At 64.8% G+C, this 22,210-nt stretch carries 18 protein-coding genes; 13 read left to right on the top strand and 5 right to left on the bottom strand.

All coding sequences use genetic code 11. The features are described from left to right. Positions 1-78: 78 nt before the first annotated feature. Positions 79-3,786 (top strand): methionine synthase, encoded by a 3,708-nt coding sequence (gene metH / locus ABNP31_RS09315; RefSeq protein WP_350013220.1) that lies wholly within the window; start codon positions 79-81, stop codon positions 3,784-3,786. Positions 3,787-3,946: 160 nt separating this feature from the next. Next, entirely contained in the window at positions 3,947-4,162 is a 216-nt protein-coding gene (locus ABNP31_RS09310; protein ID WP_003256398.1) for a DUF2970 domain-containing protein, read from the top strand. A gap of 263 nt (positions 4,163-4,425) precedes the next feature. Here ABNP31_RS09310 and ABNP31_RS09305 read toward each other — a convergent pair whose 3' ends face one another. Then, positions 4,426-5,502 carry an ABC transporter substrate-binding protein gene (locus ABNP31_RS09305; protein WP_238067531.1) on the bottom strand — a complete coding sequence of 359 codons (1,077 nt, stop codon included), beginning with the start codon at positions 5,500-5,502 and terminating at the stop codon, positions 4,426-4,428. 212 nt (positions 5,503-5,714) lie between these two features. Between ABNP31_RS09305 and ABNP31_RS09300 the strand changes: the two genes are divergently transcribed. From ABNP31_RS09300 to ABNP31_RS09275, 6 genes are all read left to right on the top strand, one after another. Then, positions 5,715-7,367 carry a nitrite/sulfite reductase gene (locus tag ABNP31_RS09300; RefSeq protein ID WP_238067530.1) on the top strand — a complete coding sequence of 551 codons (1,653 nt, stop codon included), beginning with the start codon at positions 5,715-5,717 and terminating at the stop codon, positions 7,365-7,367. Continuing rightward, on the top strand, positions 7,351-7,845 hold the full coding sequence (locus ABNP31_RS09295; RefSeq protein ID WP_075044637.1) for a DUF934 domain-containing protein: 495 nt from the start codon (positions 7,351-7,353) through the stop codon (positions 7,843-7,845). Before ABNP31_RS09300 ends, ABNP31_RS09295 begins: the two co-directional genes overlap by 17 nt. Positions 7,846-8,199: 354 nt before the next feature. Beyond that, entirely contained in the window at positions 8,200-9,003 is an 804-nt protein-coding gene (gene dkgB, locus ABNP31_RS09290) for a 2,5-didehydrogluconate reductase DkgB (RefSeq protein ID WP_075044636.1), read from the top strand. A gap of 4 nt (positions 9,004-9,007) precedes the next feature. After that, positions 9,008-9,961 carry a TIGR03571 family LLM class oxidoreductase gene (locus tag ABNP31_RS09285; RefSeq protein ID WP_238067529.1) on the top strand — a complete coding sequence of 318 codons (954 nt, stop codon included), beginning with the start codon at positions 9,008-9,010 and terminating at the stop codon, positions 9,959-9,961. 14 nt (positions 9,962-9,975) lie between these two features. Then, complete coding sequence (locus ABNP31_RS09280) at positions 9,976-11,148, top strand: MFS transporter (protein ID WP_414058116.1); 1,173 nt, start codon at positions 9,976-9,978, stop codon at positions 11,146-11,148. Positions 11,149-11,409: 261 nt separating this feature from the next. After that, positions 11,410-11,874 (top strand): DUF1348 family protein, encoded by a 465-nt coding sequence (locus ABNP31_RS09275; RefSeq protein WP_025338475.1) that lies wholly within the window; start codon positions 11,410-11,412, stop codon positions 11,872-11,874. Here the strand turns inward: ABNP31_RS09275 and ABNP31_RS09270 are convergent, their stop codons facing one another. Both ABNP31_RS09270 and ABNP31_RS09265 read right to left on the bottom strand, forming a co-directional pair. Next, positions 11,875-13,230 (bottom strand): ATP-binding protein, encoded by a 1,356-nt coding sequence (locus tag ABNP31_RS09270; RefSeq protein WP_085592955.1) that lies wholly within the window; start codon positions 13,228-13,230, stop codon positions 11,875-11,877. Then, positions 13,227-13,937, bottom strand: a complete 711-nt coding sequence (locus ABNP31_RS09265; protein WP_196181685.1) for a response regulator — start codon at positions 13,935-13,937, stop codon at positions 13,227-13,229. Before ABNP31_RS09265 ends, ABNP31_RS09270 begins: the two co-directional genes overlap by 4 nt. 168 nt (positions 13,938-14,105) lie before the next feature. On the opposite strand from ABNP31_RS09265, the gene ABNP31_RS09260 reads away from it, so the two are divergent. The 5 genes from ABNP31_RS09260 (at position 14,106) to ABNP31_RS09240 (ending at position 18,681) form a co-directional block, all read left to right on the top strand. Then, positions 14,106-14,888, top strand: coding sequence for an MlaA family lipoprotein (locus tag ABNP31_RS09260; RefSeq protein ID WP_025338472.1), 783 nt, complete (start codon positions 14,106-14,108; stop codon positions 14,886-14,888). Between the two features lie 13 nt (positions 14,889-14,901). Beyond that, positions 14,902-15,111 carry a hypothetical protein gene (locus ABNP31_RS09255; RefSeq protein ID WP_075044630.1) on the top strand — a complete coding sequence of 70 codons (210 nt, stop codon included), beginning with the start codon at positions 14,902-14,904 and terminating at the stop codon, positions 15,109-15,111. A gap of 270 nt (positions 15,112-15,381) precedes the next feature. After that, the gene (locus ABNP31_RS09250; RefSeq protein WP_085663169.1) at positions 15,382-16,614 is read left to right on the top strand and encodes an MFS transporter; all 1,233 of its coding nucleotides are present in this window, start codon (positions 15,382-15,384) and stop codon (positions 16,612-16,614) included. 36 nt (positions 16,615-16,650) lie between these two features. Beyond that, positions 16,651-17,424: an AraC family transcriptional regulator gene (locus ABNP31_RS09245; RefSeq protein ID WP_025338469.1), complete on the top strand. Its 774-nt coding sequence runs from the start codon at positions 16,651-16,653 to the stop codon at positions 17,422-17,424. A gap of 108 nt (positions 17,425-17,532) precedes the next feature. Continuing rightward, positions 17,533-18,681 carry a M14 family metallopeptidase gene (locus ABNP31_RS09240; protein ID WP_085663168.1) on the top strand — a complete coding sequence of 383 codons (1,149 nt, stop codon included), beginning with the start codon at positions 17,533-17,535 and terminating at the stop codon, positions 18,679-18,681. 164 nt (positions 18,682-18,845) lie between these two features. On the opposite strand, the gene ABNP31_RS09235 is transcribed toward ABNP31_RS09240, so the two are convergent. Then, positions 18,846-19,814, bottom strand: coding sequence for a Csu type fimbrial protein (locus ABNP31_RS09235; protein ID WP_350013219.1), 969 nt, complete (start codon positions 19,812-19,814; stop codon positions 18,846-18,848). Further along, on the bottom strand, positions 19,811-22,204 hold the full coding sequence (locus ABNP31_RS09230; RefSeq protein ID WP_433916055.1) for a fimbria/pilus outer membrane usher protein: 2,394 nt from the start codon (positions 22,202-22,204) through the stop codon (positions 19,811-19,813). The genes ABNP31_RS09235 and ABNP31_RS09230 overlap by 4 nt, the downstream gene beginning before the upstream one ends. Between the last annotated feature and the right edge of the window lie 6 nt (positions 22,205-22,210).

Below are 22,210 nucleotides of genomic sequence, written 5' to 3'. Positions count from 1 at the left end.
ATGGGCGATGCGCCTAAAAACCGCGCAGCTTTGTTATGATTCTGCACCTTCTGAAATTTGCCCGACCAGGTAGTTCCTATGTCCGACCGCAGCGCTCGTCTCCAAGCACTCCAGAACGCACTCAAAGAGCGCATCCTGATCCTCGACGGCGGCATGGGTACTATGATCCAAAGCTACCGGCTCGAGGAACACGACTATCGTGGCACGCGTTTCGCCGATTGGCCAAGCGATGTCAAGGGTAACAACGACCTGTTGCTGCTCAGCCGCCCGGATGTGATCGCCGCCATCGAAAAGGCCTACCTGGATGCCGGCGCCGATATCCTCGAAACCAACACCTTCAACGCCACGCAGATTTCCCAGGCCGACTACGGCATGGAGTCGCTGGTCTACGAGCTGAACGTCGAGGGCGCGCGCATCGCCCGCCAGGTGGCCGATGCCAAGACCCTGGAAACCCCGCACAAGCCGCGCTTCGTCGCCGGCGTGCTCGGCCCTACCAGCCGCACCTGCTCGATTTCCCCGGACGTCAACGACCCCGGCTACCGCAACGTCACCTTCGACGAGCTGGTAACGAACTACATCGAGGCCACCCGCGGCCTGATCGAGGGCGGCGCCGACCTGCTGCTGATCGAGACCATCTTCGACACCCTCAACGCCAAGGCGGCGATCTTCGCCGTGCAGCAGGTGTTCGAGGAAGACGGCATCGAACTGCCGATCATGATCTCCGGCACCATCACCGACGCCTCGGGCCGTACCCTGTCGGGCCAGACCACCGAAGCGTTCTGGAACTCGGTACGCCACGCCAAGCCGATTTCCGTGGGCCTGAACTGCGCCCTCGGCGCCAAGGACCTGCGCCCGTACCTGGAAGAGCTGGCGACCAAGGCCGACACCCATGTCTCGGCCCACCCCAACGCCGGCCTGCCGAACGCCTTCGGTGAATACGACGAAACCCCGGCGGAAATGGCCGTGGTGGTCGAGGAGTTCGCCGCCAGCGGCTTCCTCAACATCATCGGCGGCTGCTGCGGCACCACCCCTGGCCACATCCAGGCCATCGCCGAGGCCGTGGCCAAGTACAAGCCGCGCGAGATTCCGGAAATTGCCAAGGCCTGCCGCCTGTCGGGCCTGGAGCCGTTCACCATCGACCGCCAGTCGCTGTTCGTCAACGTCGGCGAGCGCACCAACATCACCGGCTCCGCCAAGTTCGCCCGGCTGATCCGTGAAGAGAACTACACCGAAGCCCTGGAAGTCGCCCTGCAGCAGGTCGAGGCCGGCGCCCAGGTGATCGACATCAACATGGACGAAGGGATGCTCGACTCCCAGGCCGCCATGGTCCGCTTCCTCAACCTGATCGCCGGCGAGCCGGACATCTCGCGCGTGCCGATCATGATCGACTCGTCCAAGTGGGAAGTGATCGAAGCGGGCCTCAAGTGCATCCAGGGCAAGGGCATCGTCAACTCCATTTCCATGAAGGAAGGCGTCGAGCAGTTCAAGCACCACGCCCGCCTGTGCAAGCGCTATGGCGCTGCCGTGGTGGTGATGGCCTTCGACGAAGTCGGCCAGGCCGACACTGCCGCGCGCAAGAAGGAAATCTGCCAGCGCAGCTACGACATCCTGGTCAATGAAGTGGGCTTCCCGCCGGAAGACATCATCTTCGACCCGAACATCTTCGCCGTCGCCACCGGCATCGAAGAGCACAACAACTACGCCGTCGATTTCATCGAGGCCTGTGCCTACATCCGAGACCACCTGCCGCACGCCCTGAGTTCGGGCGGTGTGTCCAACGTGTCGTTCTCGTTCCGTGGCAACAACCCGGTGCGTGAAGCCATCCACTCGGTGTTCCTGTACCACGCGATCCAGAACGGCCTGACCATGGGTATCGTCAACGCCGGCCAGCTGGAGATCTATGACGAGATCCCGGCTGTCCTGCGTGAAAAGGTCGAGGACGTGGTGCTCAACCGTACCCCGCATGGCACCGACGCACTGCTGGCCATCGCCGACGACTACAAGGGTGGCGGCGCAACCAAGGAAGTGGAAAACGAAGAGTGGCGCTCGCTGCCGGTGGAAAAACGCCTGGAGCACGCGCTGGTCAAGGGCATCACCGCATTCATCGTCGAAGACACCGAGGAATGCCGCCAGCAGTGCGCACGCCCGATCGAAGTGATCGAAGGCCCGCTGATGAATGGCATGAACGTGGTCGGCGACCTGTTCGGCGCGGGCAAGATGTTCCTGCCCCAGGTGGTCAAGTCGGCCCGCGTGATGAAACAGGCGGTAGCACACCTGATCCCGTTCATCGAAGCCGAGAAAGGCGACAAGCCGGAAGCCAAGGGCAAGATCCTGATGGCCACGGTAAAAGGCGACGTGCACGACATCGGCAAGAACATCGTCGGCGTGGTGCTGGGCTGCAACGGCTATGACATCGTCGACCTCGGCGTGATGGTGCCGGCCGAGAAGATCCTGCAAACCGCCCGCGACGAGAAGTGCGACATCATCGGCCTGTCCGGCCTGATCACACCGTCGCTGGACGAAATGGTCCACGTCGCCCGCGAAATGCAGCGCCAGGGCTTACAGTTGCCGCTGATGATCGGCGGCGCCACCACCTCCAAGGCGCACACCGCGGTCAAGATCGAGCCCAAGTACAGCAACGACGCCGTGGTCTACGTCACCGACGCCTCGCGTGCGGTGGGCGTTGCCACCCAGTTGCTGTCCAAGGAGCTGAAAGCCGGCTTCGTCGAGAAGACCCGCCAGGAATACGAAGAAGTACGCGAGCGCACCGCCAACCGCAGTGCCCGCACCGAGCGCCTGAGCTATGCCCAGGCTATCGCCGCCAAGCCGCAGTACGACTGGGCTGGCTACCAGCCAGCGGTGCCCTCCTTCACCGGCGTCAAGGTGCTGGAAGACATCGACCTGCGCACCCTGGCCGAGTACATCGACTGGACCCCGTTCTTCATTTCCTGGGACCTGGCCGGCAAGTTCCCGCGCATCCTCACCGACGAAGTGGTCGGCGAGGCGGCCACGGCGCTGTACAAGGATGCCCGCGAGATGCTCGACAAGCTGATCGACGAAAAGCTCATCAGCGCCCGCGCGGTGTTCGGCTTCTGGCCGGCCAACCAGGTGGCCGATGACGATATCGAGGTGTACGGCGAGGACGGCCAGGCCCTGGCTACCCTGCACCACCTGCGCCAGCAGACCATCAAGCCGGACGGCAAGCCCAACTGGTCGCTGGCCGACTTCGTCGCGCCGAAGGCCAGTGGCGTTACCGACTACGTGGGCGGTTTCATCACCACCGCCGGCATCGGTGCCGAGGAAGTGGCCAAGGCCTACCAGAACAAGGGCGACGACTACAGCTCGATCATGGTCAAGGCCCTGGCCGACCGCCTAGCCGAGGCCTGTGCCGAATGGCTGCACGAGCAGGTGCGTAAAGAGCACTGGGGTTATGCCCGCGACGAACACCTGGACAACGAGGCGCTGATCAAGGAGCAGTACCGCGGCATTCGCCCGGCCCCCGGCTACCCGGCCTGCCCGGACCACACCGAGAAGGAAACCCTGTTCCGCCTGCTTGACGGCACTGCCATCGGCGAGACCGGGCCGAGCGGCGTGTTCCTCACCGACCACTTCGCGATGTTCCCGGCGGCGGCGGTCAGCGGCTGGTACTTTGCCCACCCGCAGGCGCAGTACTTTGCCGTGGGCAAGGTCGACAAGGACCAGATCGAGCGCTACAGCGCGCGCAAGGGCCAGGATGTGAGTGTCAGCGAGCGTTGGTTGGCGCCTAACCTGGGTTACGACAGCTAAGACCCTTGGGGCCGCTTTGCGGCCCATCGCGACACAAGGCCGCTCCTACAGGAGAATGCAATCCCTTGTAGGAGCGGCCTTGTGTCGCGATGGGCTGCACAGCAGCCCCAATAGCCACCTACACTGTCCCTGATTGCCTCTGATTTCCTCAGGAGCCACCATGGACGATTCCAGCCAGGGCAAGCCCCCTACCTTCTGGCAGATGCTGCACAGCATCCTCGCTGCCGCCTTCGGCGTGCAAAGCGGCAAGAACCGCGCCCGCGACTTCACACACGGCAAGGCCAGCCATTTCATTGCGCTGGGGACGCTGTTCACCCTGGTGTTCATTGCCGTGCTGATCGGCCTGGTGCAGTTGGCCCTGCACCTTGCGCGCTAGCAAAAACGCCTGCGGGACTCCCTCCCGCAGGCGCTCTGGCTGCATCACGGTCTTGAATACAAGTCTACTGGTGGCTGACCCAATACACGGCAGTGACCACCACCAGAACGATCAGGCAGAGGATCGCCCAGGCATCGACGCTGCTGTCAGCTTTGCGGACCTTGGTTGAGTTTCCCATTGCATTGCCTCTTGTAGTGGTTATGGGAATGCACTTCACCACCAGCAGTTAAGACGAGCAATGCCCTTCCCTCAAGCAGGGTCTTTCAATAATTGATCGGTGATGTCAGAAACGGGTACTGGTAGTCGGGCGGCCGCCCTTCGGCACTGTAATGCTGGAAATCGATGCCGTAGTCGGGCCGCTCCAGCAGTTTCAGCCAACGGGTTGCCTTGGCCTGGTCGATCGGCTGCAACACCGGCACGCGATGCTCGCGCAGGCCGTCACGGTTCACTGCCAGCCCCTGGGCATCATCGTGCAGCATCACCATCGCCCAGCCACCGAGGGTGAAATGCCCGCCCATCAGCACGCTCAGGCGCCCGTCGATACGTGCGTGCAGGGCCTCTGGCGAGCTGTTGATGGCGCTGAACAGCACATCGCGCCCTGGCTTGCGCCCCGCCTCCTCGAACGCCTGCATGGCACCAAAGGCCATTTCGTCGTTGGCCGACCACACCAGGCGGGTGGCCGGGTAGCGCTCCAGCAGTTGCTGCGCCTGCTCGTAAGCGCGCTGGCGGCTCCAGCCGCCATATACCACCTGGCGCAGGCGCACCTGGGGGAAGTCGGCCAGGGCCCGGCGCATGCCTTCCTCGCGCAGTTGCGAGGCCGGGGTGGTCTTGACCCCGGCAAACGCCAGCAGGTCCACCGGCCCGCTGTCACGGGGCAATTGCGCGACCATCTGGTGCAACATCTGGAAGCCCGCCTGCTCGTCGTTGGCCGTCAAGGTGCCCAGCAGCTCGGCATACTTGTCGGGCTGGGCCTCGATGCTGCGGGCCTGGCTGGCAGTCAGGCCGTTGTTGACCAGGAACAGCTTGACCCCGCTGCCGCGCGACAGGCGGATGATCTCCGGCGCCACGTACTGCTCGTTGACCAGTACCAGGTAATCCGGGCGCTGCGCCCCGCCCAGGATCGCCCTGGCCTGGGTCAGCGCCAGGTCGGCGCGGCGTTCGCTGTACTCCACGCGCAGGGTCATGCCCAGCTCGTCCGCGGCGGCCTGCATGAAGCGCGTATAACTGCTCCAGAACGTCTCGGTGGACAGCCCCGGGTTGAGGAAAACCACCGAAGCCGGCTGCGCGCTTGCCGCCAGCGGCAAGGCAAGACACAAGCTTTGGCACAACGCCTTGAGCATGGGTGATATCCCTGCGATGCAAACATCGGATTATAAACGCCAGGCCACATCCAGCGCACAAATGGCAGTCAGTCTCACATAGTCCATTTGGTTCTTTTCATATGCAAAAACATCACTTTAGCGCATAAACGCAACCTGCTATCGTTCCCCGGCTCCGAAGCGGAGTGCGCGGCCGTGCGCGCGAATAGCTGCATGCCTGAGACAGGACTTTTATGTACGTATACGACGAGTACGATCAGCGGATCATCGAGGACCGCGTCAAGCAGTTCCGTGATCAGACCCGCCGCTATCTGGCCGGTGAGCTGAGCGAAGAAGAATTCCGCCCTCTGCGCCTGCAGAACGGCCTTTACATCCAACGTTTCGCACCGATGCTGCGCGTCGCCGTGCCGTACGGCCAGCTGAACGCCACCCAGGTCCGCACCCTGGCCAGGATCGCCCGCGACTACGACAAGGGCTACGCCCACATCTCCACCCGCCAGAACGTGCAGTACAACTGGCCGGCACTGGAAGACATCCCGGACATCCTCGCCGAACTGGCCACCGTGCAGATGCACGCGATCCAGACCAGCGGCAACTGCCTGCGCAACACCACCACCGACCAGTTCGCCGGTGTGGCCGCAGACGAAATCGTCGACCCGCGCCCGTGGTGCGAAATCGTCCGCCAGTGGACCACCTTCCACCCGGAATTCGCCTACCTGCCGCGCAAGTTCAAGATTGCCATCAACGGCTCGCAGGAAGACCGCGCCGCCATCGAAGTGCACGACATCGGCCTGGAGCCGGTGCGCAATGCCGCTGGCGAGCTGGGCTTCCGTGTGCTGGTCGGTGGCGGCCTGGGCCGTACCCCGGTGGTGGGCTCGTTCATCAACGAGTTCCTGCCGTGGCAGGACCTGATCAGCTACCTCGACGCCATCCTGCGCGTGTACAACCGTTACGGTCGTCGTGACAACAAGTACAAGGCGCGGATCAAGATCCTGGTCAAGGCCCTTACCCCGGAAGTGTTCGCCGAGAAGGTCGAGGCCGAAATGGTCCACCTGCGCGGCGGCAGCACCACGCTGACCGAAGCCGAAGTGCAGCGTGTATCGCGCCACTTCGTCGACCCGGCCTACCTGGCCCTGGACAACTTCGACTACGCCGCCCAGGACGCCGAGTACCCAGGCTTCGCCCGCTGGCGCTCGCGCAACACCCGCGCCCACAAGCGCCCTGGCTACGTGGCCGTGACCCTGTCGCTGAAGCCCACCGGCGTTGCCCCGGGCGACCTGACCGACAAGCAGCTGGACGCCGTGGCCGACCTGGCCGAGCGCTACAGCTTCGGCTTCCTGCGCACCTCGCACGAGCAGAACATCATCCTCGCCGACGTCGAGCAGCGCCAACTGCACGCCCTGTGGCTGGAACTGCGCGAAAGCGGCTTCGCCACCCCGAACATCGGCCTGCTGACCGACATCATCTGCTGCCCGGGTGGTGACTACTGCTCGCTGGCCAACGCCAAGTCGATCCCGATCGCCGAATCCATCCAGCGCCGCTTCGACGACCTGGACTACCTGTTCGACATCGGCGAGATCGACCTGAACATCTCCGGCTGCATGAACGCCTGCGGCCACCACCACGTGGGCCACATCGGCATCCTCGGCGTGGACAAGAAGGGCGAGGAGTTCTACCAGGTGTCGCTGGGCGGCAATGCCGCGCGTGGCGCGAGCCTGGGCAAGATCCTCGGCCCGTCCTTCGCACAGGATGACATGGCCGATGTGATCGAGAAGCTGATCGCCGTGTACGTCGAGCAACGTATCGAGGAAGAGCGTTTCATCGACACCTACCAGCGTATTGGCATCGACCCCTTCAAGGAACGCGTCTATGCAGCGAATCATTAAGAACAACCAGATCGTCGACGAAACCTGGCATCTGCTGCCCAAGGAAACGTCCTTTGACGAGCTGACCAACTGCGACGACTACATCGTCCCGCTGCAGATGTGGCGCGACCATGCCCACGTACTCAAGGCCCGCGACGGCGGCCTGGGCGTGTGGCTGGACAGCGACGAGCAAGCGGAAGAAATCGGCGAGGACGTGCAGCACTTCCAGGTCATCGCACTGAACTTCCCGGCGTTCACCGACGGGCGCAACTACTCCAATGCGCGCCTGCTGCGTGACCGCTACAAGTTCAAGGGCGAACTGCGCGCCATTGGCGACGTGCTGCGCGACCAGCTGTTCTTCATGGCCCGTTGCGGTTTTGACGCGTTCGCCATCCGTGCCGACAAGGACCCGGAAGACGCGTTGCAAAGCCTGAAGGACTTCTCGGTGACCTACCAGGCCGCCACCGACGAGCCGCTGCCGCTGTTCCGCCGCCGCTGATCGTCACCTTGCAATGCCAGACGGCCCGCCTCTATGGCGGGCCGTTTCGTTTTTCTGTACTGGCCTCTTCGCGGGTGAACCCGCTCCCACAGGTACTGCACCCTTCTTGAGTGCGGCGCGGCCCCTGTGGGAGCGGGTTCACCCGCGAAGAGGCCGGTACAGGTTTACCCTGCATTCCCTCAGCAACAGTCAAGGCACAGCGACCTATTCTTGCCTCCCGGTCAAATGACCTTGGCCCCGCCCCACCTTAATCAATCCCCCTCAAAGCCGCACACTGCTCCCCACACGAAGAGCGATCGAACCCGAGCGACCAGGCTCGATTCGGCTCACCCCTCACTCACCAGGAGCAGATCCATGAGCATTCCATCCTTCGGCCTCGGCACCTTCCGCCTCACCGGCCAGGCCGTCATCGATTCGGTCAAGTCGGCCCTGGAACTGGGCTACCGGGTCATCGACACCGCGCAGATCTACCAGAACGAAGCCGACGTCGGCCAGGCCATCGCCGAAAGCGGCGTCAAGCGCGACGAGCTGTTCATCACCACCAAGATCTGGGTCGAAAACTACGCCGCCGACAAGCTGATCCCGAGCCTGCGCGACAGCCTGCAGAAACTGCGCACCGACTACGTCGACCTGCTGCTGATCCACTGGCCTGCCCCAGGCAACGGCGTTGAGCTGCGCGAGTACATGAGCGCCCTGGCCGAAGCCAAGAAGCTGGGCCTGACCCGCCAGATCGGTGTGTCCAACTTCAACATCGAACTGACCCGCCAGGCCATCGAAGTGGTCGGCAAAGGCGAAATCGCCACCAACCAGATCGAACTCAGCCCGTACCTGCAGAACAGCAAGCTGACCGCGTTCCTCAAGGAGCAAGGCATCACCGTCACCTCGTACATGACCCTGGCCTACGGCAAAGTCCTGAAGGACTCGGTTCTGGCCGACATCGCCGCCAAGCACAAGGCCACCGTCGCCCAGGTTGCCCTGGCCTGGGCCCTGCAGCTGGGCTACGCGGTGATCCCGTCGTCGACCAAACGCGAAAACCTGGCCAGCAACCTGCTCGCCCGTGACCTGAAGCTGGACGCCGACGACATGGCACGCATCGCCAAGCTCGAGCGCAATGGCCGCGAAGTCAGCCCTGACGGCCTGGCGCCAATCTGGGATTGATACCATGACCACGCCTCTCGAACGCCTGACCGCTGGCGGCTTCAGCATCGGCCTGGAAGCACCGCTGGACCACGACTGGACGCCCGCCGGCGACCAGGCGCGGCGCCGCGATGGCCGCCAGTTCGGCGAGCCGGACCTGGCCCGCCACGCAGAACTGGCACAACTGGCCGACCGCCTGGGCTACCGCGCCCTGTGGGTCCGCGATGTGCCGCTGTACGACCCGTCGTTCGGCGACGCCGCCCAGGTGTTCGAGGTGTTTGCCTACCTCGGCTACCTGGCCGGGGTAACCCGCGACATCCTGCTTGGCACGGCTGCCGTGGTGCTGCCGATTCGCGAACCGCTGCTGACCCTGAAATCGGCCAACAGCGTGCAGCGCCTCAGTGGCAACCGCCTGCTGCTGGGCGTGGCCAGTGGTGACCGGCCAGTGGAGTACCCACTGTTCGGTCGGGATTTCGAGGGGCGTGGCAACACCTTCCGCGAACAGGTCGCGCTGCTGCGTGATGGTGCCAACGGCCACCTGCCCGAAGGGCTGGCCGTACTACCCAGCACCGCTTCGCCGCTACCGTTGCTGGTAGCCGGCCTGGCCCAGCAGAGCCCGGCATGGATCGGCAGCAACCTGGACGGCTGCCTTGCCTACCCCGGCACAGCGGACGACCACCGGCACCGGGTCGCCGCCTGGCGCGCGGTGGCGGGCAACAAGCCTTACAGCAGCTTCATCCACCTGGACCTGGCGGACAACCCCGACGAACCGCTGCAACGCTGGCGCTTCGGTTTCCGCGGCGGCCGCAAGGCGCTGGCGACCGAGCTCGGCGCCCTGCGTGCGGCGGGCGTCGACCATATCGGCCTGCACCTGCGGCGCAACGTGCGGCCGCTGGACGAAACCCTGCGCGAAATCGCCGAATACGTATTGCCACAATTCCATGAGACAAAAACCCAACTGACGGAGGCCACACCATGACAGGAACACGCGCAATGAAAGCCGGGCGCGTCCTGTTTGCCCTGGCCATCGGCGCCTTCGGCATCGGCACCACCGAGTTCACCCCGATGGGCCTGCTGCCGGTGATCGCCCAAGGTGTCGATGTCAGCATCCCCAGCGCTGGCATGCTGATTACCGCCTATGCCATCGGGGTGATGGTCGGTGCGCCGATCATGACCCTGCTGTTCAGCCGTTTCGGCAAGCGCGCCGCGCTGATGGCGCTGATGGCCATCTTCACCCTCGGCAACCTGCTGTCGTCGCTGTCACCGGACTACTACACCCTGCTCGCCTCGCGCCTGGTCACCAGCCTCAACCACGGCGCGTTCTTCGGCCTTGGCGCGGTAGTGGCTGCCAGCGTGGTGCCCAAGGAGAAACAGGCCAGTGCCGTGGCCACCATGTTCATGGGCCTGACCATCGCCAACATCGGCGGCGTGCCGGCCGCCACCTGGATTGGCCAGCAGGTCGGCTGGCGCATGGCCTTTGCCGGTACCGCCGTGCTGGGCCTGCTGGCCATGGCCGCGCTGTGGTATGCCCTGCCCAAGGGTGAACGCGGCAACGTGCCGCACGTGCGCAAGGAGCTGGCGGTCATCGCCCGCCCCAGCGTGCTGCTGGCAATGGCCACCACCGTGCTCGGTGCCGGCGCCATGTTCACCTTGTACACCTACGTGGCACCGGTACTGGCCGAACTGACCGGCGCCTCGGACAGCTTCGTCACCCTCGGCCTGGTGCTGATCGGTGTGGGCTTCACCCTGGGCAACAGCCTGGGTGGCCGCCTGGCCGACTGGTCGCTGGATGGGGCGGCGCGGATCTTCCTCGCGGCACTGGCAGTGATCATGCTGCTGATGCCGCTGGTGCTCGGCAGCCACATCGGCGCCGCCATCGCCTTGCTGGTGTGGGGCATGTTCACCTTCGCCGTGGTACCGCCGCTGCAGATGCGGGTGATGATCGCCGCCATCGAAGCACCGGGGCTGGCCTCGTCGATCAACGTCGGCGCGTTCAACCTGGGCAATGCCGTGGGCGCGGCGCTGGGTGGTGCGGTGATCAGCCTGGACCTGGGCTATGCGGCAGTGCCGATGGCTGGTGGCGTGCTGGCGGCTGCCGGGCTGCTGCTGGTGTGGCTGGGCGGGCGTAGCAAGGCTGCCGGGAAAACCGCAGCCGACGCAGCCTGACAGAGCCCCCCCTGTAGGAGCGGCCTTGTGTCGCGATGGGCCGCAAGGCGGCCCCAAGGTGCTTGCGTCAACTCTGGAGCTATTGGGGCTGCTACGCAGCCCTGTCGCGACACAAGGCCGCTCCTACACGTGGACCGCGCCTGGTATGGCACCTCGGCATTGTTCCACGCACTGCAATTATGATGTGCCAGGCACACCCATTCTCTGTTCGGCCAGCGGCTACTACTCTCCTACCAGCCAATCGAACTGAGGAGTACCCCGATGTCCCGCCCACCCCTGCCGCCCTTCACCCGCGAAAGCGCCATCGAAAAGGTCCGCCTGGCCGAGGATGGCTGGAACGGCCGCGACCCGGCCAAGGTCGCGCTTGCCTATACCATCGACACCGTCTGGCGTAACCGCGCCGAGTTCCCCCGCGGCCGTGCCGAGGTCGAGGCGTTCCTGACGCGTAAATGGAACCATGAACTGGAGTACCGCCTGATCAAGGAGCTGTGGGCCTTCACCGGCAACCGCATTGCCGTGCGCTATGCCTACGAGTACCACGACGACAGCGGCCAGTGGTACCGCGCCTATGGCAACGAGAACTGGGAGTTTGCCGAGGACGGGCTGATGCAGAACCGTCATTCGAGCATCAACGAGCACCCTATCAGCGAAGCCGAGCGCAAGTTCCGCTGGCCGTTGGGCCGGCGCCCGGATGATCACCCCGGGCTCAGCGAACTGGGGCTCTGATCAGCCCTGCGGCAGCATGACCCTGACTTCCAGCCCGCCACCCGGGCGGTTGCCCAGGGTCACGCTGCCCCCCTGCTCCAGCACGATGGCCCGTGCTGCGGGCAGGCCCAACCCCACGCCACCGGTATTGCGGTTGCGTGAACCTTCGATACGGTAGAACGGCGCGAATACCTGCTCATGCAGCTCCGGCGCGATGCCCGGCCCGCGATCCAGCACGGTAATCTCGATCTGCCTGGCGCTTACCGCCAGCACCACCGTTGGCTCACAGCCGTATTTCGCTGCATTGTCGATCAAGTTGACCAGCACGCGCTTGATACCCACGGGCCGCCCCGTGTACACACAGCGGCGCGGCCCGCTGAGGCCGACCTCGACCCCCGCGTCCTTGAAGTCGTCCACCACGGTCAGCAGCAGCTCGCCCAGGTCGAATACGGTCGTCTGTTCCAGCCGTGCGTCATCACGGAAGAACTCCAACGCCGCATCGACCATCGCCTGCATCTCGTCGACGTCCTTGAACAACTTGGCCTGTAGCTGGGCATCGTCGATGAACTCGGCGCGCAAGCGCATGCGCGTCAGCGGCGCACGCAAGTCATGGGAAATGGCCGCAAGCATCTGGGTGCGGTCGTTGAGAAAATGCTTGAGCTGCGCCTGGGTGGCATTGAACGCGAGAATGGCCTGGCGCAGGTCGTGCGGGCCGACCACCGGAATGGGCGGGGCGTTGAAGTCCTTGCCAAAACGCCGCGCACCTTCGGCAAAGCGTTCCAGCGGCTTGGCCAGGTAGCGCGTGGCCAGCAGCGCGACGGCAAGGCTGGAAACCAGCATCAGGCCGAGGATGATCAGGTTGCGCGGCAGTTCATCCAGGCCCCAGCTACGGCTGGTGGCACGGAACAGCACCCAGGACTTGTCGCTCAGCTCGATCATCAGCGCATAACCACGTTCAGGTGCGTACTCCGGCATATCGGACGGTTCGAAAGCCTCCACCCTGGCATCCGGGCGCTTTAGCAGTGCGCGCAGGATAGGCGTGCCCTCGCTGAACTCGGCATCGACCAGCACTGGCACGCCCGCTTCGTCATGGCGGCGCAGCCAGCGCACGGAATATGAGCCGTCGCCCGCCGCACTGGCGATGTTGGCACGCTGCGCCATGGGCGCGGCATCGAGGATGCGGGTGACCGCTGCAACCTTCTCGATCACCCCGCTCTCCAGCAGCGGTGGCTGCGCCCAGACGCTCAGCAACAGGCTGAACAGCCCCTTGAGCAGCAGCAGGAACAGCATCGCCGTCAGGGTGGTCAGTGCGATCCAGCGGGCAATGGTGATCCTGGGCCGTGGCAGGGCCTGGCGAACCCTGGCCAGCAGCTTCATCGCTTCGCGACCGTGGGCGTGAACAGATAACCGGCATTGCGCAGGGTACGGATCAAGGGCTCGTTGCCGTTGTCGGTTTCAAGCTTGCGGCGCAGCCGGCTCACCTGGACGTCAATGCTGCGGTCATAGGCGTCGTAAGCATCGCCACGAGCCATGTCCAGCAACTGCTGGCGGCTGAGCACCCGCCGCGGATGCTCGGCGAACACCAGCAGCAGCTCGAACTCACCGTTGGACAAGGGGATCATGACGTTGTCCGGCGAACGCAGCTCGCGGCGCACCACATCCAGCCGCCAGCCGGCAAACTCCAGGGTCGCGCAGGCATGGCCCGCCGCGCCCCCGGCCGCTTCGCCGGCACGGCGCAGCACTGCCCTCACCCGGGCCAGCAGTTCACGGGCGGCGAACGGCTTGGTCAGGTAGTCGTCTGCCCCCAGCTCCAGGCCAACCACCCGGTCACTCAACTCGCCCATGGCGGTGAGCATGATCACTGCCACCTTGTGCTCGGCCAGCAAGCGCTGGCACAACACCAGGCCACTGTCACCAGGCAGCATCACATCCAGAATGACCAGGTCCGGCACCCGCCGCTCGACGGCCTGCCACAGCGCCTTGCCATCCTTGGCCACATCAACCTCGTAGCCATGCTGGCAGAGAAACTTCTGCAGCAGGTCGAGCACCTCGACATCATCGTCGACTATCAGCAAATGGCTCACAAAAAAGCACCGCAAAACAAGGTTACCAAGCCGTACTTTAAGGCCATCCCCACGCAGCCGTCATATATTTCAACCCGGAAACAAAGTGTCGACGCCGAGACAATCCGGACATTCCCAGGCAAAGAAAACTGCGCAGCATCGCCGCCAGTTCTTGCCAGGAATGTATCTATGTCCCGTTCATCATCCGCCTCCCGCTCAGCGCGCTCAGCCGCGCTGGCCTTGTCGCTGCTTGCGGCGGGAGGCTGCAGCCAACGTGCACCGGCCACGGCGGCCTGCGGCAATGTCGCCTATCAGGTCAGTGACCCGGCCGAGCCCGCCAACCGCGCCGTTTTCGCCTTCAACCGCACGGTCGATGACTATCTGCTGGCCCCCGTCGCCCGGGGCTACACCGCGCTGCCCGGTTTTGCCCAACAGGGCATGCACAACTTTGCCAGCAACTTCGGTGAGCCCAAGGTGTTCGTCAACGACCTGCTGCAGGGCAATGGCGAACGGGCGATGACCAGCCTCTCCCGCTTCATCTTCAACACCACCCTGGGTGTGGCGGGGCTGGTCGACGTGTCTGGCAAGATGGGGCTGAGCCAGCACCGCTCGGACTTTGGCCAGACCTTCGGGGTGTGGAACATCGCCGCTGGCCCCATTGTCGAGCTGCCGCTGCTGGGCACCCACAACCTGCGCGATGCCACCGGCACGCTGCTGGGCCTGGCACTGGACCCGTTTGGCGGCAACAGCGATACCGTAGAAACCATGGGCAACGTAGCCACGGCCGGCGGCATCGTCGATGCACGGGCCGAAGCACTGCCATTGACCGACCTGCTGCGCACCTGGCCTGACTACTACGTTGCGCTGCGTGACTACACCGCGCAGCGGCGCAGCAACCGGGTGGCAGAAGGCAAGGCCGGCGAGCCGGGGGCGTGGCCAGTGGATTGTGCAGGGGGTGCCCGTGAAGAATGATGCCCAAGCCGCCATGCTGCTGTTCAGGCGCCTGGAAGGCGCTGCCCGGCAACCGCTGTTGCTGCATGAACTGGAGGCCCGTGTTTCGGCCGATGGCCGGAGCCTGGTGCTGAGCCGCTATCGCGAACGCTTTACCGCCGAAGGCAAGCCCTACCGGCACGAGGCTCATCGCAGCGTACCGATTGCAGCATTGCTGCGCTGGGTGGCGCGGCACGAACGATGAATCCGAGGGCGGCCAGGTATTAGCAGGGACCCTGTGGGAGCGGCTTTAGCCGCGAACACCGGCGCAGCCGGTGCCATGCACCGCGTTGGATTCTTCGCGGGTAAACCCGCTCCCACAGGGTACGCGGACCGCTTGCGAATTCAGGGCGTCAGGCCCGGAATGTCCGAAACGCGACAGTGGCTGCCTGTTCGGCGTGAGACAGGCAAACCGGGCACTGGCTACCCTTCTTCGGCAAATGCCTTGTTCCCTTTCGCCAGAAGAAGATCGCCCATGACGACCTCCACCGCCTCCATGGCCGCCACCACGCCTGCCGACCAACCCCAGGGCTTTCTGGTCCGCATCGTCGGCGCTGCCGCATTCGCCCACCTGCTCAACGACCTGATCCAGGCCGTGCTGCCATCCATCTACCCGATGCTCAAGAGCGATTTCGCGCTGAGCTTTGCCCAGATCGGCTGGATCGCCCTGATTTACCAGGTGACCGCGTCCCTGCTGCAACCCTGGGTCGGCCTGTACACCGACAAGCACCCGCAACCCTACCTGCTGCCGGCCGGCATGCTGGTGACGCTGGTGGGCATCGCCCTGCTCGCCTTCGCCAGCAGCTATGAAATGCTGCTGGTGGCCGCGGCGGTGGTCGGCGTGGGCTCGGCGACCTTCCACCCCGAAGCCTCGCGAGTGGCCAGGATGGCCTCCGGTGGGCGCTTCGGCACCGCGCAGTCGACCTTCCAGGTCGGTGGCAACACCGGCTCGGCCCTCGGCCCGCTGCTGACCGCTGCCATCGTCATTCCGCACGGCCAACCGGCCATTGCCTGGTTCATGCTGGCGGCCGCGCTGGCGGTATTCGTGCTGTTGCGGGTGACCGGCTGGACCGTACGCCACGGCCAGACCCGGCTCAAGTCCTTCGCCGGCCAGCAGGCCCCCGGCCTGTCGCGTGGCGCCATGTGGCGCGCCGTGGCGGTTATCGCCGTGCTGATGTTCGCCAAGTTCGTCTACATCGCTTCGTTCACCAACTACTTCACCTTCTACCTGATCGAGCATTTCGGCCTGAGCGTGCAGCACAGCCAGCTGTACCTGTTCGTGTTCCTCGCGGCCGTGGCCCTGGGCACCTTCGCCGGTGGCCCGGTGGGTGACCGTATCGGGCGCAAGGCGGTGATCTGGGTCTCGTTCCTCGGCGTGGCGCCCTTCGCCCTCGCCCTGCCCTACGCCAACCTGGCCTGGACGGCGGTACTGGCGGTGGCCATCGGCCTGGTGATGTCCTCGGCCTTCGCCGCCCTGGTGGTGTATGCCCAGGAGGCCGTGCCGGGCCGGGTCGGCATGGTGTCGGGGGTGATGTTCGGGTTGATGTTCGGTATCAGCGGCATCGGCGCCGCCGGGCTTGGCGAACTGGCCGACCGGCATGGCATCGAGTGGGTGTACCAGATCATCTCGTTCCTGCCGCTGCTGGGGTTGGCCACCGCGCTGCTGCCGGCAACCCGCTCGCAAGCCCGCCCAAGCCGCTGCTGTTAAAGTGGGCGTGCCAGGCTGCCCGTACAAGAGGTTGAAATGCTGAAGCCGCAGCACGAATTGCTGGTGGAGGTGGATGAGTGGAGCTGGGAGGTGGGCAGCCGTGCGACGGACTACCCGACCGACTGGTTCATCGAGCCCCACAGCCATGCCAAGCACCAACTGATCTATGCCATCAAAGGCCTGATGATCGTCGAGTCCGGTAACGAACGCTGGACCGTGCCACCCAGCCGCGGCGTATGGATGCCCTGCGGCCAGGTGCACGCGATCCGCTGCGTGGGCGATGTGAAGATGCGCAGTGTGTTCGTGCGCACCGACGCGGCAGTGCAGTTGCCCGTGCAGAGCAAGGCTATCAGCATCTCGCCGTTGCTCAGCGAACTGATCAAAGCCTCCGTGGGCTTTACCGCGCCGTTTGCCGAAGACTCGCGTGAAGCCCGGGTGATGCGCCTGATCCTCGACGAGATCTGCGTGCTGCCGACCTTGCCACTGAAGCTGTCGCAGCCCGGCGACAAGCGCCTGCAGGCAATCTGCGCCGCGCTGCACGAGCGGCCTGACGATAACGCCACCGTGGCCGACTGGGGCCAGCAGCTGGGGGTGGACGAAAAGACCATCCAGCGCCTGTTCCGCAAGGAAACCGGCATGACCTTCGGCCAGTGGCGCCAGCAGGCGCGGCTGATGCAGGCACTGGAGCGGATCGCCCTGGGCGAGCGGATCATCGATGTGGCGGGGACGCTGGGGTATGACAGCCCAAGTGCCTTCGCCAGCATGTTCAAGCGCCAGTTCGGTATCACGCCGAGTCAGTTCTTCAAATAGCCTGTAGGAAACATATGAGATCGCCCCGCGTCGCCTGATCTCGCACAGCAACCCTGTCAAGCCGTGTACAGTACCCTCACAACAAAGCCCCCAGAAGGAGCCCGGCACATGACCGTGACGCTGTCCCCCCTGCAGATCGACTGCGATTTCGACTCCGGCAACATCCAGGTGCTGGATGCCAGCAACCCGGCCCGGGTGCACCTGGCCATCCGCCCGGACACCCACAGCGGCCACTACCAGTGGTTCCACTTCAAGGTCAGCGGGCTTACGCCGGGCCAGGTCCATCGCTTCAGCCTCGACAACGCCTCCGGTTCCTCCTACAAGAACGCCTGGAGCGGCTACAACGCCGTGGCCTCCTACGACCAGCAAACCTGGTTTCGCGTCCCCAGCCAGTTCGACGGCACGGCGCTGTCGTTCGAGGTAAAGGCCGAACAGCCGCACATCTGGTTCGCCTACTTCGAGCCCTACCCGCGCGCGCGCCACAACCAGCTGATCGAGCGTGCACGGCAACTGCCGGGGGTCGAATTGCTCGCCAGTGGCCGCAGCGTACAGGGCCGCGACATTCCCCTGCTGCGTGCCGGTGATGGTGCCGCAGGCAAACGCAAGCTGTGGCTGATTGCCCAGCAACACCCGGGCGAACACATGGCCGAATGGTTCATGGAGGGCGTGATCGACCGCTTGCAGGCCAACGACGAGGTGATCCGGCAGTTGCTGGCCAAGGCCGACCTGTACCTGATCCCCAACATGAACCCCGACGGCGCCTTCCTCGGCCACCTGCGCACCAACTTCAAGGGCAAGGACCTCAACCGTGCCTGGCAGGACGCCAGCGTCGAGCTCAGCCCCGAGGTGTTCTTCGCCCAGGCACAGATGAAGCAATACGGCGTGGATGCGTTCATCGACGTGCATGGCGACGAGGAGATTCCCCATGTGTTCACCGCGGCCTGCGAGGGCAACCCCGGCTACACGCCGCGTCTGGCCAAGCTGGAAGAGCAGTTCCGCAGCACCCTGTGCAGCCTGACCCGCGACTTCCAGACCGTGCATGGCTACACCCGCGACGAACCGGGGCAAGCCAACACGACGCTGGCCTGCAATGCGGTGGGGATGGCGCATGACTGCCTGTCACTGACCTTGGAAATGCCCTTCAAGGACCATGACGACGCTCCGAATGCCGTCACCGGGTGGTCGGGGGCGCGCTCGAAGGCGTTGGCCGGGGCGGTGCTGGAGACATTGGCGAAGATGGTTGGCGATTTGCGCTGAGGCCCCTGGCCGACGCGCCCCCTGTAGGAGCGGCCTTGTGTCGCGAAAGGGCCGCAAAGCGGCCCCGGCGATATCTGCGGCGAAGCTGAAAATGTGGGGCCGCTGCGCGCCCCTTTCGCGACACAAGGCCGCTCCTACAACGATCGCGTCAGCCGGGAGCCATGTCAGAACTGCACATCCAGAAGCACGCTGTCGGTATAGGTCGCAGCCGGGGGTGTAGCCTGGTCGGTGTAGACCTTGGCGTTGTAGTTGAACACCTGGCTACCGGTGCCGGTCCCCGTGCCGGGGTTCACATCGGCATCGGCACTGGCCCGTCGCGCAGCCCCTGTCGAACCCCAGCGCACCGCACCGGCGCCCTTGAAAATGTCATAGGCCAGGTAGTTGTTGGCAGCCGACTTCATCCGCCGCCGCCCATTGGCCACGTTCTGCCCGTCATCCAGGCCCACGGTGTAGTTGCTGCCCTTGGTGCACGACACACTCAGGCTCTGGCTCACCGTGCCGAACCCCGCCACCACCGGCGCGCTGGCGAAATTGATGCTGGGTGTGGTGATCTGGCAGTCGTTGGTCACCGTCATGCTCACCAGCAGGGTCTTGGTACCAGTGCCCTGGTCTCGCCCTATGCAAAGCCCGCCAACACCAATCCCGTCGCAATAGTCCCAGGTCCACTCGACAGTGAGGGTTTCCTGATACAACCCGGCCGATACGTTGCTGCCTACCTGCGTGCGCATGTAGATGGGCACGTTCTTCGGTGTACCGTTGAGCAACCCGAGCAAGTCGAGGATGCCGGTGGTCCTGAATTCGAAGGCGGTGCCACGGGTAATCGGATAGGTGGTCGTGGCGTCGGCATACAGCGTGTAGGGGATCACATCCCCGGTAGGCCCTACCAGCCCGCTGGTGGTAGAGGTGACCTTGATCTTGAAGGAGTCGGTGCTGCTGAGCACGCTGATCACCGAACCGTTGCATTGCAGGCCCGAGTTGGTACTGGAAGCTGTCTGTACCGCGCCACGTACCTGGGTCGAGTTGAGCGAACCAAACGCCGCCGGCGTAGTCAGCACTGACGTGCACTTGGCCCAGGCCGAGCCCGCCCACAACAACAGGGCGCATGCCCACAAACCACGCCAGCGGGCCTTCACTTGCACACCAACGGGCCGATCAAGGGAATCGAGCCTTGTGCTTCAGGCAGGTCGAACGCCACCTGGCACTGCCCGCCCCCTTCCAGCTCCACCTGCAGGCGGTTATGCGGCGCCAGGTTCTCCAGATACACCAGGCCATCCCAACCGACCACCGCCTGGCTGCCGCTTTCTGCATGGGTGACACGGCTGCCCAGCTTGAGCACCTGCCGGTCGGCGTCCACCAGTTCGACACTGGCCGCCAGCACGCGCCTGAGCGGGAACTCCAGCAGGTAGCCACTGCCCCGGCGCACCGCCACCCGCTGCTCCACTTCCGGCGCGAGGATGTCCGGCGGCAAGTCCATGGGGTCGATCTCGTACTTGCCGCGGTAGTAACCGCTGCTGTACGGCACCAGCAGGTGGCCATCGGCATCGGTGCGGCCGACCTCCTGGTTTTCGTAGCGCACCGGCACATCGGCGTAACCACCGGTGCTGACCACCACGAAGGCATCGTCGATGCGGTTGGCAGCGAACAGCCCGGCATCCATCCACACCAGCGAGCCACTGGCGTCGGCCCAGCGGGCCATCTCGCCACTGCTGCCATACACACCGGCCTGCAACTGCACCGACTGCAGGCGCCAGGTGACATCGGCCTGGCGGTAGGCATCGCGCTCGTTACCAGCGGCGTAGCCCAGGTTGTAACCGACACCACCACCCACCGGCGTCGCGCGGCTGTAGTTGACCCGCTGCAGGCTTTCGCCTTGCTGGCTGCGCTCCATGCCCAGGGCCAGGGTGCCATGCAGGTCGAACGGGATCACCAGTTGCGCCTGCACCGCCCACTGGCTGTCCCCCACCTCGCGGTTGGCCGACAGATAAACGCTGCTGTTGCCCCACAGTGGCCTGCTGTAGCTCAGGTTGATCAGCCGGGTTCGTGTACCGTCACCGGCGCGCACATCGAAATAGCCGGCGCCGATGTTGCCGTATTCGTTCAGGTTCAGGCTCAAGGTGACCTGTTCGCTGCGCTGGCTCAGCTGTATGTCCCGGCTGTCGACCCGGGTCAGGTCGGCATAGTCGCCATGGCGTTGCAGGCGCTGGTAGCTGAAGCCGATGCGCTGGCTGTTGTACTGGTAACCGAGGGCGACCTGGTGGCCCTTGTCGCCGTCGAACCGGCTCTGCGCCAGGGCCGCGTTGAGCACGCCGAAGTTGCCCAGCCGCATGTTGCCGCCCAGGCCGCCCAGCATCAGCGATTCGGCGCTTTCGGCATGGGTCTCCAGGGTGAAGATATCGCTGACCCCGTAGCGCAGGCTGGCCGAAGCAACCCCTGGGCCGTAGGCAAAATCGCGCACCCCGTAGTCACGGCGCAGGCTGCCGGCTGCCACCGAATAGTCGGTCAGGCCCTGCTGCAGCAGGCTGCTGGTGACGTAGAACGGCAAGGTGGTCGACACCTGCCGGCCAAGGGCATCGGTGGTAACCACCACCGCCTCCCCGGCGCCGTTGATGAACGGCACGTTGGTCAACGTGTAGGGGCCCGGCTGCAATTCGCTGGTGCTGGACTTGTAGCCATTGATGAACAGGTCCAGCGAGGTCGGTACCGCCGCTTCACCGGAGAACGCCGGCAGCGGATAGGTGACCAGGTCGGGGCGCGCAGCGAAATCGCGCGACAACTGCAGGCCACCGACCCGCACCGAGCTGGTCCAGGGCAAGGCCCCGGTTATCAGGTCACCGGCTTCGTAGGTCAGCAGGCGCTGTTCGTCGGTGAAGCGCCAGGTGGTGTCGTAACGCAAGAAGCCCTGGCGCGTGTCGTCGGTCGGCGCACCATTGAACGACTGGCGCCATTGCCCGGTGCTGGAGAACGTACCCCAGCTGTCGAACAGACGCAGTTCGTTCCAGGCCGCCAGGTAGCTGCCGCCGTCATCGGTGTCGTTCAGGTACAGGTCGTAGTTGAACAAGGCGCCGAAACTGCTGCGCGCATCGCTGGCCGGGTACAGGTTGCGGTCGCCCAGCTGCTGGTCGGGCAGCCAGGCCGGCGGCACTTGCAGCAGCAGGCGCTGGTTCTGGCTGTCGTAGTCGGCGTGCAGCCCGGCGATGGCCTCCAGCGCCACCTCGCCCTGCGGGTTGCCCGGCAGCGAGACGCCGGCCGCCCGCAACACCTCGCTGTCCAGGTACAGCTGCCCTGCGCGCTGCTGCACTGGCACCAGTTCAGCCCTGGGCATCTGGTTCACCAGCAGCTCGAGGTACAACGTGGCATCGGCGATCGCGGACAGTTCCGTGGGTGGTGGCGGCAGGTCGTCGGCCAGCAACAGGCCAGGGCCGACCAGGGCTAGCCCCAGGCACCAGCGGTGCGTCCTCGCTGTCAGCCCCCTCACACACGGTTTCCAACCATTGCCGGGTCCTCCCTGGCCCCTGCGCGGCATTCAGGC

The organism is Pseudomonas asiatica, assembly GCF_040214835.1.
GTDB classification, from domain to species: Bacteria; Pseudomonadota; Gammaproteobacteria; order Pseudomonadales; family Pseudomonadaceae; genus Aquipseudomonas; species Aquipseudomonas putida_Z.
Note: the sequence above shows the minus strand (reverse complement) of the source record. Positions and strands in the feature narration are given on the sequence as shown.

Bases quoted from the DNA above. Each gene is read 5' to 3' on its own strand.
- metH (WP_350013220.1), top strand. From the start codon at position 79: ATGTCCGACCGCAGCGCTCGTCTCCAAGCACTCCAGAACGCACTCAAA.
- ABNP31_RS09275 (WP_025338475.1), top strand. From the start codon at position 11,410: ATGTCCCGCCCACCCCTGCCGCCCTTCACCCGCGAAAGCGCCATCGAA.
- ABNP31_RS09295 (WP_075044637.1), top strand. From the start codon at position 7,351: ATGCAGCGAATCATTAAGAACAACCAGATCGTCGACGAAACCTGGCAT.
- ABNP31_RS09230 (WP_433916055.1), bottom strand. From the start codon at position 22,204: ATGCCGCGCAGGGGCCAGGGAGGACCCGGCAATGGTTGGAAACCGTGT.
- ABNP31_RS09270 (WP_085592955.1), bottom strand. From the start codon at position 13,230: ATGAAGCTGCTGGCCAGGGTTCGCCAGGCCCTGCCACGGCCCAGGATC.
- ABNP31_RS09280 (WP_414058116.1), top strand. From the start codon at position 9,976: ATGAAAGCCGGGCGCGTCCTGTTTGCCCTGGCCATCGGCGCCTTCGGC.
- ABNP31_RS09285 (WP_238067529.1), top strand. From the start codon at position 9,008: ATGACCACGCCTCTCGAACGCCTGACCGCTGGCGGCTTCAGCATCGGC.
- ABNP31_RS09310 (WP_003256398.1), top strand. From the start codon at position 3,947: ATGGACGATTCCAGCCAGGGCAAGCCCCCTACCTTCTGGCAGATGCTG.
- ABNP31_RS09245 (WP_025338469.1), top strand. From the start codon at position 16,651: ATGCTGAAGCCGCAGCACGAATTGCTGGTGGAGGTGGATGAGTGGAGC.
- dkgB (WP_075044636.1), top strand. From the start codon at position 8,200: ATGAGCATTCCATCCTTCGGCCTCGGCACCTTCCGCCTCACCGGCCAG.
- ABNP31_RS09255 (WP_075044630.1), top strand. From the start codon at position 14,902: ATGCTGCTGTTCAGGCGCCTGGAAGGCGCTGCCCGGCAACCGCTGTTG.
- ABNP31_RS09305 (WP_238067531.1), bottom strand. From the start codon at position 5,502: ATGCTCAAGGCGTTGTGCCAAAGCTTGTGTCTTGCCTTGCCGCTGGCG.
- ABNP31_RS09300 (WP_238067530.1), top strand. From the start codon at position 5,715: ATGTACGTATACGACGAGTACGATCAGCGGATCATCGAGGACCGCGTC.
- ABNP31_RS09240 (WP_085663168.1), top strand. From the start codon at position 17,533: ATGACCGTGACGCTGTCCCCCCTGCAGATCGACTGCGATTTCGACTCC.
- ABNP31_RS09250 (WP_085663169.1), top strand. From the start codon at position 15,382: ATGACGACCTCCACCGCCTCCATGGCCGCCACCACGCCTGCCGACCAA.
- ABNP31_RS09260 (WP_025338472.1), top strand. From the start codon at position 14,106: ATGTCCCGTTCATCATCCGCCTCCCGCTCAGCGCGCTCAGCCGCGCTG.